This is a genomic window from Streptomyces sp. NPDC059788, assembly GCF_042732265.1.
Taxonomy (GTDB): domain Bacteria; phylum Actinomycetota; class Actinomycetes; order Streptomycetales; family Streptomycetaceae; genus Streptomyces.
In genome coordinates, this window is sequence record NZ_JBHWHY010000022.1 from 85,547 (window position 1) to 100,549 (window position 15,003).

General features: G+C 71.9%; 12 protein-coding genes and 5 pseudogenes. 4 read left to right on the top strand and 13 right to left on the bottom strand.

Features of this window, described 5'->3' with window-relative positions:
- Positions 1 to 466 precede the first annotated feature (466 nt).
- The 6 genes and pseudogenes from ACFV57_RS20535 to ACFV57_RS20560 all read right to left on the bottom strand — a co-directional run.
- Positions 467 to 820, bottom strand: a pseudogene (locus ACFV57_RS20535) (HAD family hydrolase); the annotation flags it as partial.
- Positions 817 to 1,233, bottom strand: coding sequence for an HAD family hydrolase (locus ACFV57_RS20540; RefSeq protein WP_385233968.1), 417 nt, complete (start codon positions 1,231 to 1,233; stop codon positions 817 to 819). The pseudogene ACFV57_RS20535 and the gene ACFV57_RS20540, both read right to left, overlap by 4 nt.
- The gene (locus ACFV57_RS20545) at positions 1,227 to 1,406 is read right to left on the bottom strand and encodes a hypothetical protein (RefSeq protein WP_385233971.1); all 180 of its coding nucleotides are present in this window, start codon (positions 1,404 to 1,406) and stop codon (positions 1,227 to 1,229) included. Before ACFV57_RS20545 ends, ACFV57_RS20540 begins: the two co-directional genes overlap by 7 nt.
- Positions 1,407 to 2,696: 1,290 nt before the next feature.
- A complete protein-coding gene (locus ACFV57_RS20550; RefSeq protein WP_385233974.1) occupies positions 2,697 to 3,782 on the bottom strand; it encodes a bile acid:sodium symporter family protein in 1,086 nt (361 codons plus the stop codon).
- A gap of 205 nt (positions 3,783 to 3,987) precedes the next feature.
- Positions 3,988 to 4,875, bottom strand: a complete 888-nt coding sequence (locus ACFV57_RS20555; protein WP_385233977.1) for an oxaloacetate decarboxylase — start codon at positions 4,873 to 4,875, stop codon at positions 3,988 to 3,990.
- 854 nt (positions 4,876 to 5,729) lie between these two features.
- Positions 5,730 to 6,539, bottom strand: coding sequence for an SDR family NAD(P)-dependent oxidoreductase (locus ACFV57_RS20560; RefSeq protein ID WP_385233980.1), 810 nt, complete (start codon positions 6,537 to 6,539; stop codon positions 5,730 to 5,732).
- A gap of 401 nt (positions 6,540 to 6,940) precedes the next feature.
- On the opposite strand from ACFV57_RS20560, the pseudogene ACFV57_RS20565 reads away from it, so the two are divergent.
- The 4 genes and pseudogenes from ACFV57_RS20565 to ACFV57_RS20580 all read left to right on the top strand — a co-directional run.
- A pseudogene (locus ACFV57_RS20565) lies at positions 6,941 to 7,335 on the top strand (hypothetical protein); the annotation flags it as partial.
- Positions 7,336 to 7,859: 524 nt separating this feature from the next.
- The gene (locus ACFV57_RS20570; protein ID WP_385233983.1) at positions 7,860 to 8,144 is read left to right on the top strand and encodes an SHOCT domain-containing protein; all 285 of its coding nucleotides are present in this window, start codon (positions 7,860 to 7,862) and stop codon (positions 8,142 to 8,144) included.
- Between the two features lie 343 nt (positions 8,145 to 8,487).
- Positions 8,488 to 8,820 (top strand): annotated as a pseudogene (locus ACFV57_RS20575) (glyceraldehyde 3-phosphate dehydrogenase NAD-binding domain-containing protein); the annotation flags it as partial.
- The gene (locus ACFV57_RS20580; RefSeq protein WP_385233986.1) at positions 8,810 to 8,992 is read left to right on the top strand and encodes a universal stress protein; all 183 of its coding nucleotides are present in this window, start codon (positions 8,810 to 8,812) and stop codon (positions 8,990 to 8,992) included. The pseudogene ACFV57_RS20575 and the gene ACFV57_RS20580, both read left to right, overlap by 11 nt.
- Before the next feature lie 30 nt (positions 8,993 to 9,022).
- Here ACFV57_RS20580 and ACFV57_RS20585 read toward each other — a convergent pair.
- The 7 genes and pseudogenes from ACFV57_RS20585 to ACFV57_RS20615 form a co-directional block, all read right to left on the bottom strand.
- A pseudogene (locus tag ACFV57_RS20585) lies at positions 9,023 to 9,481 on the bottom strand (LuxR C-terminal-related transcriptional regulator); the annotation flags it as partial.
- Positions 9,482 to 9,715: 234 nt separating this feature from the next.
- A pseudogene (locus ACFV57_RS20590) lies at positions 9,716 to 9,970 on the bottom strand (flavodoxin domain-containing protein); the annotation flags it as partial.
- A gap of 21 nt (positions 9,971 to 9,991) precedes the next feature.
- Positions 9,992 to 11,023, bottom strand: a complete 1,032-nt coding sequence (hypE, locus tag ACFV57_RS20595; protein ID WP_385233989.1) for a hydrogenase expression/formation protein HypE — start codon at positions 11,021 to 11,023, stop codon at positions 9,992 to 9,994.
- Positions 11,020 to 12,132: a hydrogenase formation protein HypD gene (gene hypD / locus ACFV57_RS20600; protein WP_385234129.1), complete on the bottom strand. Its 1,113-nt coding sequence runs from the start codon at positions 12,130 to 12,132 to the stop codon at positions 11,020 to 11,022. The genes hypE and hypD overlap by 4 nt, the downstream gene beginning before the upstream one ends.
- On the bottom strand, positions 12,132 to 12,818 hold the full coding sequence (locus tag ACFV57_RS20605) for a CBS domain-containing protein (protein ID WP_385233992.1): 687 nt from the start codon (positions 12,816 to 12,818) through the stop codon (positions 12,132 to 12,134). Before ACFV57_RS20605 ends, hypD begins: the two co-directional genes overlap by 1 nt.
- Positions 12,809 to 14,200 (bottom strand): Ni/Fe hydrogenase subunit alpha, encoded by a 1,392-nt coding sequence (locus ACFV57_RS20610; protein WP_385233995.1) that lies wholly within the window; start codon positions 14,198 to 14,200, stop codon positions 12,809 to 12,811. The genes ACFV57_RS20605 and ACFV57_RS20610 overlap by 10 nt, the downstream gene beginning before the upstream one ends.
- On the bottom strand, positions 14,197 to 15,003 hold the full coding sequence (locus ACFV57_RS20615) for an oxidoreductase (RefSeq protein WP_385233999.1): 807 nt from the start codon (positions 15,001 to 15,003) through the stop codon (positions 14,197 to 14,199). Before ACFV57_RS20615 ends, ACFV57_RS20610 begins: the two co-directional genes overlap by 4 nt.

Consider the following 15,003-nt stretch of genomic DNA (forward strand, 5'->3'; position numbering starts at 1 on the left):
GTGCACGGTGTGCCTGCCGACCGGGAGGGAGCCGGACAGGGTGGCCGTGCCGCCTTCCTTCAGCTCCACTTCCACCGACGCGTTCGGGGGCAGGTCCAGTCGCGGCACGGCAGCCCCCCGCACGACGACACACGGAGGCAACGACCGGGCTGCCATGCGCTCCTGGTGGGCCCGCAGAGCGGCCCGGGCCGACGCTTCGGTGGCCGCGTCGATTCCGCACGCGGCCAGCACAGCCACGAGGGTGTCCGCGGACACCGTCACCCGCTGCCCCCGGTCGGTGGTGTAGGCGGTGGATACACCGTGGGCGCGAGCCAGTTCGTGCAGAGCCCCGCTCATGACATCTGCTCCGAGCCGCCGAAGAGGCGTTCCAGGACGGCGGCCACGCCGTCCTCGTCATTTCCCCGGGCGCGATCTCGTCGGCCATCGCCCGCAGCGCCGGGCGGGCGTTGCCCACGGCCACCCCGTGCCCGGCCCAGGCGAGGAGCGGGATGTCGTTCGGCATGTCACCGAACGCGACGGTCCCGGCCGCGTCGTACCCGAGGAGCCGCGCCGCCCGCTCCACCCCGGCCGCCTTGGTGGTGCCGGCCGGCAGCACCTTCACCATCCCCTGCACCGAATGCACCACGGTGACCTCGTCACCGCATAACCGCTGTGCCACGGACTCGACTTCGTCCTCCGGCAGGCGTGTGTGGTGCAGGACCAGCTTGTCGATGGGGTGCGTCCATAGCAGCCGGCGGTCGGTCGTGAGGTCCCAGCCGTGCCGGACGCGTTCGCCGAAGCGGGGAGTGGCCTTGAATCGGCTCTCCGGCGGTGCCGTCACGCCCCCCCCAGTTCCAGCGGCCCCAGCGCGGCTTCGACGCGTTCGACCACACTGCGGGCCAGGTCGATGTCGAGCGAGGCCGAACTGAGCAGCCGGTCGGCGTCGGCGTCGTAGAGCTGGGCGCCCTGCCCGCACACGGCGAGCCCGCGATAGCCGAGTGCGGCCAGATACTGCTTGCACGCCGTGGCGGGCCTTCCGGTGACCACGAGGTGGGCGGCTCCCGCCTCGGCCACCCTGGCGAGGGCGCGCAGGGTGCGCCCGGAGACGGACTGGCCACTGTGCAGGAGGGTGCCGTCGAGGTCCGTCGCCACGAGCCGGAAGGGCGGCGGGCCGGCCACGGGCCGGTAGGGGGCGGTCGGCGGCTCGAACGGAACGGTGTCCCAGGTGACGCGCCCCGAGGCCAGGGTCAGCATGACGAGCAGATGGCGCCCGACGGGCGGGCCGGGCAGGACGCCTTCGAAGACGCCCTCCCGTGCCGCCGCAAGGGCACCAGGACGGCACCGCTGCCCGCGGGCACCGCCTCGTCCGAGGCCAGGGCCTCGGCGCGGAACTCCAGGTCCGACGGAGACAGTCCGGTTCCGGGCACGGCCACCTCCACGTGCCGCGCCTGAGGATGCCGGTAGGCCACGTGCCAGTGGTCCGCAGGGCCGGAACGCACCTCGTACCGACCGCGCACTCGTGCCGCCCAGTCCTCACGGTCGGCCGCACGCGCGGTACGGGCGCAAGCGGCGAAGTCGGCCCGGGCGTAGGCGGCCTCGAAGAGACGCCCGTACGCCGCCTCGTCGAGCGGTGCGGAGCGCCTGTAGGCCGCCGTGTCGCCCAGGGCCGCGGCCGACCGTGCGATGAGCTCCCGGTGCCGGTCCCAGGCAGCGGCGGGCAGGGAATCGAACCAGCCGTACCGGATCGCGTCCTCGCGCTGCGCGCCCAGGTGAACCGGCGGGCTGTGGCGCGGGTGTTGGCCGACAGCCGGGCGTAGTGGCCGGGGGCCGCGCGTCGCAGCTCCGCGGCCTGGCGTATGCGCTCGACGAGCGCGCGGGTGAGGGCCGGGTCGTCGTCGCGGAACGAGCCGGGCAGTGACAATCCGGTGGCCCGGGGATCGTCCGGGGGTAGGGAGTGCCCGAAGTGGGCCGTGACGCTCTGCGCGGTCGCGATCGGCACCGCACCGCAGGCCATCACCTCGGCCTGGGCGATGAGGAACCCGTCGAGCTCGAACTTCGAAGGAAAGACGCAGAAGTCGGCACACGCGGCCTGCTCGAACAGGGTGCCCTCGTCGGCCAGACGCCAGTCCAGGTGCACCGCGTACCGGGCGGCGTGGTAGGAGACCGGCAGGGAGGGGGCGAGGCCCAGGGAGCGCAGGACCGCTTCGCGGTCCACGGCGTCCGGGGTCCGCGCCAGCCATCACCGCGGACACCCGGCGCCTGAGCAACTGCGTCCACATCCATGTCCGCGCCACCCCCATCCCCGACTCCAGCGCCCCCGCCATCATGCTGCCCACCGCCGACCTGCCCAGAGAACCCGTATCGCTGTAGCCGGCGCCTGAGCGAGGCGTGTCGGGGCCCACCACGGTCGGCCCCGACGCACCTCCGGGGACGTCAGCCGCGGCCCAGTGGCGCGTTGCTCGCGATGGGCAAACCGCCCGTTCAGATGCTGCTTTTCCAGGAAGCGCATTCGCCCCCGACACCAGGTGACTTGCACCAACGGTCCTTTGCCCGAGCAAGATCAAACGCGACGGTCCGGCGGACACGAAGCGCCGTTCCGGTTCGCAGAACTCGTTCTCACTCAAAGGCGTGTCCGGGGCACTTGTGCGAATGGTGCGTGACAGCATCCGAGGCATGGCGGCCCTCAAGAAGCCTCCCCGAGTGACGCGGACACGGCCTCACACCATCGGTCGCCGGTCGGCAGGCACTGGTTTCATCCCTTCACCCACCGGCACCGGACGCTCCCCCACCTCCCCCGTACCGCCTCCACCGCCGTCCCGCGCCCCCCACCGCCGGGCCGCCGTCGCGCAGACCATGAGTTGGAGGGTGTGGTAGAGCATCAGCGGCAGGACGGCGAGACCGACCTGGGTGGCGGGGAAGAGGACGGTGGCAATGGGCAGGCCGCTGGCCAGGCTCTTGGTGGAGGCGCAGAAGACCGTGGTGACGCGGTCCACGCGGGGCAAGCCCAGCAGCCGGGCGCCGCGTGCGGCGAGGGCCAAGGCGAGGGTCAGCAGGACGGCGCACAGGGCCAGGAGGACGAGCAGGCGGGCCGGGGAGACACGGTTCCAGATGCCGGCGGTCATGCCCTTGCTGAAGGCCACGTAGACGACGAGCAGGATGGAGCCCCGGTCGCAGAGCTGGGTGAGGGTGTGGTGCCGGCTGACCCACTCGGCCAGCCAGCGGCGCGCGAACTGCCCGGCGACGAAGGGCAGGACGAGCTGGACGACGATGTCGGTGATCTGGGACAGCGAGATCGGTACGGTGCCGGCGCCGTTCAGCAGCAGGGCGGCGAGCAGCGGGGTGAGGACCACACCGAGCACGGTGGAGAACGAGGCGGAGCAGATGGCAGCGGCCACGTTGCCGCGTGCCATGGAGGTGAAGGCCACGGAGGACTGCACGGTGGACGGCAGCAGGCACAGGAAGAGGATGCCGGTGGCCAGTTCGGGGCTGAGGAGGGCGGACGGGAGGAGGCGGGGCAGCAGGCCGAGGAGGGGGAAGACGGCGAAGGTGCACAGCAGGATCGGCAGGTGCAGCCGCCAGTGGCGCAGACCGCCACGGGCGGCTTGTGGGGAGAGTTTGACGCCGTAGAGGAAGAAGAGCAGACCTACTGCGAGTTTGGTGGCCAGGCCCAGCACCTCGGCCGGGGTGCCGTCGGCGGGCAGCAGCGCGCCGAGGCCGACGGTGGCGAGCAGCGCGACGATGTACCAGTCGATACGGGCGGCCAGGGCACGGAAGGGGGAGGGTGTGCGGGCGGTGGCGGACATGGCGGAGCCCTTTCGCGAGGGGCGGCGAGGGGGCGGACGGGATGTCGGACGCCACGCCAAGAAGCGGGCGCCGATGCGCTTCGGCGAGAGGCGGACGGAACGTCGGGCACCACGTGGGCAACGACGCGCCGCGACGAGAGGCGGGCGAGGCAGGGACCGCTATGCCGCAGCCCCCGCCCCGCCCGCCCTCACGCACCAACGGGCATCACCCCCCGGCCACCACCGCCGTCGCAGCGCCGCTCCCCGCCGGAACCCGCTCGTGGTGCCGGCTGATGTTGCGTTCCAGCAGTGCCAGCGACTCGGCGACGCCCACGCTGTCCGCGGTGAACTCCGGCAGCCGGCCGTCCGCGTCCTTCAGGTCGCGCAGCGCCCGGTCGATCGCGGTCTGGGCCGCGAACAGGCACGGGGTGCTGTAGATCGCCACGTTGACGCCCAGCCCGCTCAGCTCGGGCAGCGACAGGCGCGGCGACTTGCCGCCCGCGATCTGGTTGAACAGCAGCGGCTTGTCGCCGATGACGGTACGGACCTTGCGGATCCAGTTGACGCTGCGCACCCCGTCGACCAGGATCACGTCCGCGTCGGTGGCGGCCAGCGCCTTCGCGCGCCGCAGGATCTCGTCCTCCTCGGTGGCGTCGGTACGGGCCACTACCAGCAGGTCGCGGCGGGCGGCCAGGATCAGCTCCAGCTTCTCCAGGTACTCCTCCAGTGCCAGTACCTGCTTGCCGTCCACGTGCCCGCAGCGCCGGGGCCGCTTCTGGTCCTCCAGGATCACGCCGGAGGCGCCGATCGCCTCCAGCTGCTGGACTACGTGGCAGGCCGTCTCCGGGTCCACATAGCCGTCGTCGATGTCGACGAGCAGGTGCTGCCGGGGGAAGGCCAGACGCAGCCGCTGGACGAAGGCGACGATGTCGGGCCAGGCGATGAAGCCGATGTCCGGCAGGCCGTAGTGGGAGGCGGCGAAGCCGAAGCCGGAGACGAACATCCCGTCGTAGTGCTGTGCCGCCACGGACGCGGAGAACATGTCGAACACGCCGATCAGTGGCGTGGTTCCGTCTTCCAGTACCGCATCACGGAGTCGGTTCGGGTGGTTCACGAGTACCCTCCTGCTGTTGGTCACGTGACGCGCGCTGACGACTTCCGCCTGCCAAGCTCCGGTCGGCAGTCGCGCCATGGCATGTCGCGGAGCCGCACACCTGGGTCGTGCCGGGCGACCGGCACGGCCCAGGTTTTCGGTTCCTCCGTGCGGGTGTCCGCCGCAGTGGGCCCGTACGTACGACACGACCTCGGCGGACATGGGAAACCGGGGCCGCCCGACAGCACGTCGGGCGGCGCGCACCCAGGATCAGTTAAGCCAAGAGATAGTCAAACAACAACCAGTGCTTGGTAAAGTGGCCAGTGAGATGGCGATATTGCGCCGTTTTCACATCCACCCCACGGACCGGAATACGGCAGCACCCGGCACAGCGGAAGGCGCCATTCCGCGCACTCTTTCTGCACCCCCGCACCGCGAACGGACAATCTTTCGCGTCGTGTTCACGGAGAAGGTACGCGGATGCATCACACCCCTCGGCCGGCCCTCTCCGCGCCCGGAGCCGCCCCGTCGGCCGCGTGGGGCCGCCGCCGAGCCGGCCGGCTCGCAGAGGAACCGCGCCGGGCCCGTGGCCGGCGCAACCTGTCCCGGCAGGAGTTCCCGGCCAAGGTCGAACGGCCGCTTGCAACGGTCCAGCGGGCGGAGGCGGACCGGACAAGGTGCTTCTTCATAGCGGTCCACTGCGGTGCGCAGCACTCGGTCCCGCCCGCTGCACGCGCTGGGCCGGCATCGCCGGTCGCCACCTTCGACACCGAACTCTCCGACCTTCACCCGCCCGAACACGCCGATGCCCGGCGGGGGCAGACCGGGCGGTGCGGTGCGGGGTCCGGGCACCGCCCCGCCCAAGCTGTTGTGGTTCAGCCGCGATGGCCGACGAGTTGCCCCGCGAGCTTGTTCAGGCGCCGGACGTTGCGGTCCTCGGTGGCGGCGGGGGCGGGGTCGACGCGCTGGGCGCGGTCGTAGTACGCGCCGTTGACGATCTCGACCGCCGGGTCGCAGAGCCGTACGACGTGGGCGGCGCCGGCGGCCGCCGGGGAACCGTCGAGGGCGTACAGGGGCAGCAGGCCGGTGGTGCAGATGCCGGGGTGGACGGAGACCGCGGTCACCCGGGGGTCGGCGGCGAAGACGGTCAGGGCGAGCTGCGACTGGGCGTAGGCGGCGAGCCGGGAGTAGCGGCGGGCCCGGTGGGGGTCGCTCCACTGGATGGAGGCGGTGCGGTGCAGCGACGACGACACGTTGACGACCCGCCCGCCGGGAGCGGTGGTGAGCGCGGGCTCCAGGAGGCAGGTCAGCAGGTAGTGGGCGAGGAAGTTGACCTGGAAGGTGATCTCGTTGCCGTCGTCGGTGAGGGTGTGCCGTTCGGGGGCGGCGGTGGCTGCGTTGTTGACCAAGACGTCCAGGCGCGGGTGTTGGACCACGACCCGCCGCGCCAGGGCCTCGACCTCTTCCAGGTGGGTGAAGTCCGCGTCCAGCGCGTGCAGTTGATCCGCGTCGACGCCGTCGGTGGCGGCCAGCCTGCCGGCTGCAGCCTGCGCGTCGTCGGTGGTGCGGCCGTGGAGGAGAACGGTGGCTCCGCGCACGGCGAGCTGCCGGGCGGTCTCGAAGCCTATGCCGGAGGTGGCGCCGGTCACCAGGACGGTACGGGAGGAAAGGTCGAAGACGGACATGGTCCCTTCCGGTCGGGGAAAGCGCGGGTACGCCGAGCCGGCCCCGGTGGGCGCGGTGGCGTGCGGGCGGAATGCGAACGGGGCGCCGGATCAGGCCGCGGCGCCCCGTAGGGATGGGAGGAGAGATGTCAGCGGGAGGCGGATCTCTCCGGGCAGCGCGGGGCCCGACACGGCGCCGCCTGATGAGGCGGACGGTCGAGCAGGAGCCAGGCGCTGTTCACGTCCCCCATCGAATGCCGCGCCGCCCCGGGCCGCAAGACTTGCCCCGCCCTCTTGACACGCCTCTGACGAGCTTCCGGGCCCGACTGCCGCATCGGCCGACGGGTCTGTGCCCGGCTCCCTCCTCCGTTCCTCGCAGATCAGATGAGGCGGCACCACCGTGCGATCGGATTCCGGCGGCGAAGGTGAGCGCCGGGCGAGCCGGACTCCTCGCACTCGCCCATCTGAGCGCGGGACCCGCCTACGCCCAGCTCGGCCTCGGGAACACGACCGCAGGCCGCTCTGTCACCGAGCCTCTCGGCCTCATGGCCGTTCTCGGCCGCACTCCGGCCGGAGCTGTGCACGATGTCCTCGCGGCCCGCAAGGCCCTTGCGAGGCCCGACGTCAAGTGCTGGATCGACAAGGGCTACCTGGGTGCCGACGGCACGGTCTGCATCCCGTACCGGGGATGATGAGAGACGCTTTCCGCCGGTCAGGAGGCGGTGAATCGGCCCCCACCCGCGCAGATCTGCGGATTCGTTGGGGGAGACATGGCCCGCTTCAAGTCGTGTCGGCTCTACGCAAGTTACGGTGCTCCATCGCCCCGAGTCACCGCCTTTGCATTTCCATCGAACCCGCTGGCTCAGCCTTCGCCGTCCCGGTTCCCGTACCGCCCGGGCGCCGCACACCGGTGTGGGCCGTGCCACCGCCGGTTCCCGCGGCCCTCCCTGTGTTCACTGCGATGTCCGACGGAGCGGGGGCCGGCGCGGGCGGACGTTGCAGCAGTGGCCGGACCAGGGCAGCGGTGCCGGTGGCGGCCTGGACTGATGCTCCGGCCATCTGGCCGGTGCCCGAAGAAGAACCGGTCCAGTACGACGATCAGCAGGGTGGTGCCTGCCACCGCGACGAGGTCGGGGATGCTCATGGCGGACCTTCTTCCTGCGCACCTCCACGGTCAGTCCCGGTGCCCCTGCCTCTTCCCGGTAGGGGCTGACCGGCCCTGCGCCCGGCACCGTCCGGCCCCTTCCCGCACGGCCTCACACCGAAGGACCGTGGCGGCAACGGTGCCGGAGCCCGCGGGCACCGGGCCCGCGCTCCCTGCACCACGGGAAGTGAAGCGCCATGATGTACTGGAACGGCCAGGACATGAGCGGCTGGGGCTGGTTCGGGATGTCGCTGGGCACCCTCGTGTTCTGGGGGTTGCTCGTCATCGTCTTCGTGCTGCTCTTCCGTGCGTTCCGCCGGCACGAGCACATCCCGCCCGCCGCCCCGCCCGCGCGCGCGACGCCGGAGCGGGTGCTGGCCGAGCGGTTCGCCCGCGGCGAGATCGACGAAGACGAGTACCAGCGGCGGCTGACCACCCTGCGCGCCTACGGACCGGACACACCGGACCTGACCAAACACTGACCCGTCACGGCGCGGGACACCGATTGCCCCGCTGCGATCCGTGCCCGCGCCGGGGCGCACGCCACAAGGAGTCCCGAGGAGCATCCGGCCGTGAACGCCAAGAACAAGAACCACAGCCGTCGCTGTCGCCATCGTCGTCGGCGCGCTTGCCCTCGGTCTGCCTGTCAGCACCTCACCTGCCCGCCCTCGAACCCATAGCCACCGAAGCCGCCCGACGCCTCGTCCAGGAGCCGTTCGGCCCCGTGACCGCCGTGTCACGGCCCGGGATGGTGGTGGGCAGCGCACCCTGTCGGCACCGGCTGACAGCGTCCATATCCCGGAAGCGAACAGGAGGCGGAGCGACATGGCCGTGCGGGTGGGGATCAACGGGTTCGGTCGGATCGGGCGGAACTATCTGCGGTGTGTGCTGGAGCGGGCGGCGCGGCAGGCGACGCCGGTGGAAGTGGTGGCGGTCAACGACATCGCGCCGGCCGGTACGTTGGCGCATCTGCTGGAGTACGACTCAACGTACGGCAGGCTCGGCCACGACGTCGGCGTGGAGAAGAACGAGCTGGTCGTCGCCGGGCGGCGCGTGGCGGTGAGTTCGGAGCGTGACCCGGCAGACCTCGACTGGGCCGGTCTGGGAGCCGATGTCGTCATCGAGTCGACCGGCCGTTTCCGGGCCCGTGACGCCTCGCCCGGCCGAAGGCAATCCCCGCGACGTCCTGCTCGCCGCCTCAGCCGGCGCGGGCCTCCTGGTGGTCGGCGCCGAACGCCACCGGCACACCCGCGGCCTGCAACTGGGCCCGGTCAACCACGCCGTGCTCCACCACGCGCACTGCCCGGTGGCCGTCGTACCGCGCGCGTAGCCGGGCCCATCTGGCCCGAGGGCGGGCTGCTCACCCCGGTTCGTCGCGTTCCGTGTCGCGGTGCCGGATCTTTTCGGCCAGCACCGCGGCCTGGATGCGGCGGCCGACACCGAGCTTCCCGAGAATCGAGGAGATGCGGTTCTTGACGGTCTTCTCCGCCAGGTACAGGCGCTGGGCGATCTGTGCGTTGGTCAGGCCCTCACCGATCAGTTCGAGGATCTCGCGTTCCCTGGGGGAGAGGCGGGCCAGTTCGGGCGGTACGGGGGTTTCTTCGCCGCGGACCCGGGCTATGACCCGCGCGGTGGCGCCCGGGTCGAGCAGGGACGCCCCGGCCGCCACCGTCCGTACGGCCGACACCAGGTCGGAGCCCTTGATCTGCTTGAGGACGTACCCGGCGGCGCCCGCCATGATCGCGTCGAACAGCGCTTCGTCGTCGAAGGACGTGAGCATGAGGCAGGCCAGGTCCGGCATCCGGGCCGACAGCAGTCGGTGCGCGATGTCCTGTGCCCACGCGTCGATTTCCTGCCAGTCCCGGTGGTCCCCGTAACGGCCGCCCAGCGCCCGGAAGACCAGGTGCCCGAGCAGGGACGTGTGCTCCTGCTCGAAAGCACCGGCCAGCAGACGGTGGTCCACGGGGGAAAGGAGGTCGCGTACGGCGGGCAGCGGGTCCGGGTTTTGGGACCAGCGTTCGAGGGGGCCGCCGAGGACGCGGGCCAGTCCGACGCTGTAGAGCCATAGGGGTTGGCGGGCGAGTTCGGGGGTGTAGCGGCGCAGGTATTCGCCGGCTGCGGGCAACCAGCGCCCGTTGTGGATGGCGCTGCCGAGGACGCAGGCGTCGTGGTCGGGTGCGGGGGCTCGCTCGTTGGACAGATCTGTCAGATCGGCCTGGAGGCCTCGTCCGGTCAGCGTGGCCGTGATGCGTTCGGCGATGCCGCGGGTGGATCCGTGTTCTCCGGCGTATCCGATGAACACGCGCATGGTTCCTCCTCGTGCGCCGTCTCAGCAGATGCGGGGCAGTTGTTCGCCCACCGGCATGTCGATGACGCGGCGGGCCCCGACGCGGGTGCGCAGGTCCACGCGTCCGGGGTGTGCGGCGGTGGTCCGTCCGATGCGAACGGCCGAGGTTCCTTCGGGGGTGCCGCGCATCGCGTCCAGGGCGTCGTCCGCTTGAGCCTCCGGTACGTAGGCGACCAGGCATCCTTCGTTGGCGACGTGGAGGGGGTCGAGGCCGAGCAGGTCGCAGGCGGCGGCGACGGGGCCGGGGACGGGCAGGGCCGCTTCGTCGATCTCGGCCCCGGTGGCGGATGCTGCGGCGATTTCGTTGAGGGTGGCGGCGAGTCCGCCGCGGGTGGGGTCGCGCAGGGTGTGGAGGTCGCTGCCGAGTGGGGCGAGGGCGCGTACGAGGCGGTGCAGGGGGCGGGAGTCGGAGGTGATGTCGGCCTCGAAGCCCAGGCCCTCGCGGGTGCTGAGGACGGCGGTGCCGTGCAGGCCGAGGGGGGCGGAGAGCAGGATCGCGTCGTGGGGGCGGGCGCGTGCCGCGGAGGGGTGGAGGGCCGGGATACGGCGGCCGATGCCGGTGGTGGTGATGAACAGGCGGTCGGCGGCGCCGCGCCCGACGACCTTGGTGTCTCCGGTGACGACCGGTACCTCCGCGTCGGTGGCGGCCTTGCCCAGCGATTCCACGACGGAGCGCAGTTCGGCCAGTGGCAGGCCCTCTTCGATGATGAGGGACACGGTGAGGGCGACGGGTTCGGCGCCGCGCATGGCGAGGTCGTTGACGGTGCCGTGGACGGCGAGGGAGCCGATGTCGCCGCCGGGGAAGAACAGGGGGCTGACGACGAAGCTGTCGGTGCTGATGACCGGCAGGCTCACGGGTGGCAGGGTGGCGGCGTCCTCCAGTGGGCCGGGTGGCGGTCCGAGCGCGGGGAGCAGGAGTGTGTCGAGGAGTTCGGCGGTGAGCCGGCCGCCTGCGCCGTGGCCGAGCAGGACGCGCTCGTCTTCGTGTCGTGGTGTGGGGCACTGGAGGGTCATGGTGGGCTCCCGGTCGGGGCGGTGGGGGTGCGTCCGGCGGCGTGGTAGGCGGCGCAGGTGCCTTCGGTGGAGACCATGGGGGCGCCGAGGGGGGTGCGTGGGGTGCAGTGGGTGCCGTAGGCGGTGCAGTCGGTGGGTTCGCGGGCGCCGGTGAGGATGGCGCCCGCGATGCATTCGGGGTGCTCGGCGGAGCGCAGGTCTGTGACGCCGAAGCGGCGTGCGGCGTCGTAGGAGGCGAAGGGCGGGGCGAGTTCGAGTCCGCTGGCGGGGAGCGGGCCGATGCCGCGCCAGGTGCGGTCGGTGATCCGGAAGACCTGGACGACGGTCTGCTGGGCGCCGGTGTTCCCGGTGCGGCGTACGGCGCGCACGTACTGGTTCTCGACCTCGCCGCGTCCGTCTTCCAGTTGTTCGACCGCCATCAGGATGCCTTCGAGGAGGTCGAGGGGTTCGAAGCCGGTGACGACGATGGGCACGTGCCAGTGGGCGGCGATGGGCTCGTACTGTCGCCAGCCCATCACGGCGCACACGTGTCCGGCGGCGAGGAAGGCTTGTACCTCGCAGTCGGGGTCGGCCAGCAGCGCGGTCATGGCCGGGGGGACGAGGACGTGGCTGACCAGGACGCTGAAGTTGGTCAGGCCCAGGCGGTGGGCGTGCAGGACGGCCATGGCGTTGGCGGGGGCGGTGGTCTCGAATCCGACGGCCAGGAAGACGACCTGGCGTTGCGGTTCGGCCTCGGCGGTCCGTACGGCGTCCATGGGGGAGTAGACCACCCGTACGTCCGCGCCGCGGGCCCGCAGGGACAGCAGGTCGGTGTGGGTGCCGGGGACGCGCAGCATGTCCCCGAAGCTGGTGAAGGTCACTTCGGGGCGCGCGGCGATGGCCATCGCCCGGTCCAGGGTCTCCAGGGGAGTGACGCAGACCGGGCAGCCGGGGCCGTGGATCATGCGGATGCCGGCGGGCAGCAGCTCGTCGATGCCCTGGCGCACGAGGGTGTGGGTCTGTCCGCCGCAGACCTCCATGATGCGCCAGGGGCGGGTGGCGACGCGCCGGAGCCGGTCCAGCAGGGTGCGGGCGAGTTCGGGGTCGCGGTATTCGTCGAGGTAGCGCATCACGGACCGGTCGCCTCGGGGGCCGCCCTGTTCAGCTCGCAGGCCACGTCCACGACGCCTTCGACGGCGCGGCACAACCGGGCCGCGACGGGCACGAACGAACCGTCGCGTACCCGTCCGCTCAGCTTGACCACCCCGTCTTGCACGGTGACGTCCACGTGCTGCCCGGGGAAGACCCGGGCGATCACCACGTGGCGTACCTCGTCGGCGATGTCGGTGTCGGAGCGCAGGAAGACCTTGAGGAGGTCGCTGCGGCTGACCACCCCTTGCAGCAGGCCCTGGGCGTCGGTGACGGGCAGGCGTTTGACGTGCCGTACGGCCATGATGCGGGCGGCCTGGGGGAGGGCCGCGTCGGCGTGCACGCAGACGGCGGGCGCGGTCATCAGCTCCCCTGCGGTCAGCGCTCCGGCCTTGGCCAGATCCTCCAGCCGCTGGCGCTGTTCGAACCGTGAGGGGTCGCTGTCGCGGAATTCCTCCTTGGGCAGCAGGTCGGCCTCGGAGACGACGCCGATCACGCGGCCTTCGCCCGCCAGCACGGGCAGGGCGCTGACCTTCCACTGCTCCATCATCTGGACGATGTCCTTGAACGACGCGTCCCGGCCGACGGCCACGACGGTGTGGGTCATCACGTCGCTCACCGTGTGCAGGCCGTGTACCTGCGGGTCCTCGGGCTGGGTCACGGGCATGGCGGGCTCCTTCGCACGTGGTCGACGGTGAGGTCCAGGAAGTGGGCGGAGCAGGAGATGCACGGGTCGTGGTTGCGGATGCCGCGCTCGCACAGGGCGGTCAGCTGCGCCTCGGTGTCCCGTGCACCGGCGTCCAGCCGGGACTGGACGAGACGTCGCAGGTCCTCCTCGATCGCACCCTGGTTCTGGGAGGTGGGCGGCACGAGCGCGGCGGCGGTGACGAGGCCGTGCGCGTCCAGCGTGTAGCGGTGGTAGAGCAGGCCGCGTGGGGCTTCCGTCGCGCCGTGTCCGGTGGCGGCGCGCGGCGGCACGTCCACGTACGGCCGGGCCGGGGACTCGTACGCGTCGATGATCCGCAGCGCCTCGTCGATCGCGTACAGCGCCTCGACGGCCCGTACGACGATGCTGCGGAACGGATTGCGGCACACCTCGCCGGCCGCCGGATCACCGAGTCCGCCCGCCCGCGCGGCTTCCTGTGCGATACGGGAGAGCCAGCGTCCGCTGATCGCGTAACGGGCCAGCGAGCCGGTGAGGTAGCGCTCGCCGTCCAACGTGGCCTGAAGGGCGGTGGAGTAGGGAACCTGCTCCTCGGTGACCTCGGACGGGAAAGCGTGGACGGGGAACTGGCGCAGGGGCAGGGGAGCGGCTGTTCCGGACGGCAGTCCGTGCGCGCGCGGGGCGGCCATGACGGTGGGGGTGCCGGAGTCGATGGCGTAGCGGCCGGGTTCGGCGAGTGCCAGCAGGGCGTGGTCCAGCCCGGCGTCGGGGAAGTCGAATCCCGCGACCCAGCACACGGTCTCCCAGGCGTCTTCGCGGGCCCGGCGCAGCCGCTCGGCCAGCGGCTTGAGCTCAACGGCGGCGGGTACGCGGTGGAAGCCGCCGAGCCGGACGTTGACGGGGTGGATGGCCCGTCCGCCGAGCTGTTCGAGGATCGCGTTGCCCGCCTGTTTGATGCGCAGGCCGCGCTCCACGTGGGCGCGTTGGGTACGGGCGAGTTCGATGGCGCCGTCCACGCCGAGGAAGTCCGGGGCGTGCAGCAGATGGATGTGCAGGATCTGGCTCTCGATCCATTCGCCGCAGTACAGCAGCCGCCGCAGTGCCGCCAGCTGCCCGCCGGCCGTCACCCCGCAGGCGTCCTCGACGGCCCGGCAGGCGCTCATCTGGTAGGCGACCGGGCAGATGCCGCACACCCGCGCGGTGATGTCGGGCGGTTCGGTGTACGAGCGGCCGCGCAGGAATGCCTCGAAGAACCGCGGCGGTTCGTAGATGCGCAGCTCGGTGCCGGTGACCGTGCCGTGGTCGACCGTCAGGTGCAGGGCTCCCTCGCCCTCGACGCGGGCGAGGGAGCCGACGTGCAGCACGCGCGAGCCACGATGGGTCATGACGGTGCTCCCTCGGCCCCTGTTTCCACCTCGGTGAAGGCGGTGGCGTTGTAGGTGCGCAGGGCGCGGCGCACATCGTCCTCGCTCATGCCGTCGCGGCGCAGCAGCGGGATCAGTGCGGGCAGGTTGGCCGTGGCGGACGGGCCGAAGCAGCCGTAGCAGCCGCGCCCGTATGCGGGGCAGATGGCGCCGCAGCCGGCGTGGGTGACCGGTCCCAGGCAGGGTGTGCCGTGGGCGACGGTCACGCACACGGTGCCGCGGCGCTTGCAGGCGAAGCAGACGCTGTGGTTGGGCACGTCCGGCTTGCGGCCCGCGAGGAAGGCTGTGATCACTTCGAGGAGCTGTGTGCGGTCGATGGGGCAGCCGCGCAGTTCGAAGTCGACGGGGACGTGGGCGGAGACGGGGGTGGAGGTGGCGAGGGTGGCGATGTGGTCGGGGCGGGCGTAGACGGTGGCGCGGAACTCCTCCACGTCGGCGAAGTTGCGCAGTGCCTGGATGCCGCCGGCCGTGGCGCAGGCGCCGATGGTGACCAGGACGCGCGCGGTGGCCCGGATCTCCCGTATGCGCTGGGCGTCCTGGGGTGTGGTGACGGAGCCTTCGACGAGGGCGAGGTCGTACGGGCCGGGCCGGACGGCGCTGGTCGCCTCCAGGAAGTGGGTGATGTCCAGCTGCCCGGCCATGGTGAGGAGTTCGTCCTCGCAGTCGAGCAGGGTCAGCTGGCAGCCGTCGCACGAGGCGAGCTTGAAGACGGCGAGCGTCGGGCGGCGGACGCCTTCGGGAGGGCCGGGGTGCGGGGGGTTCAT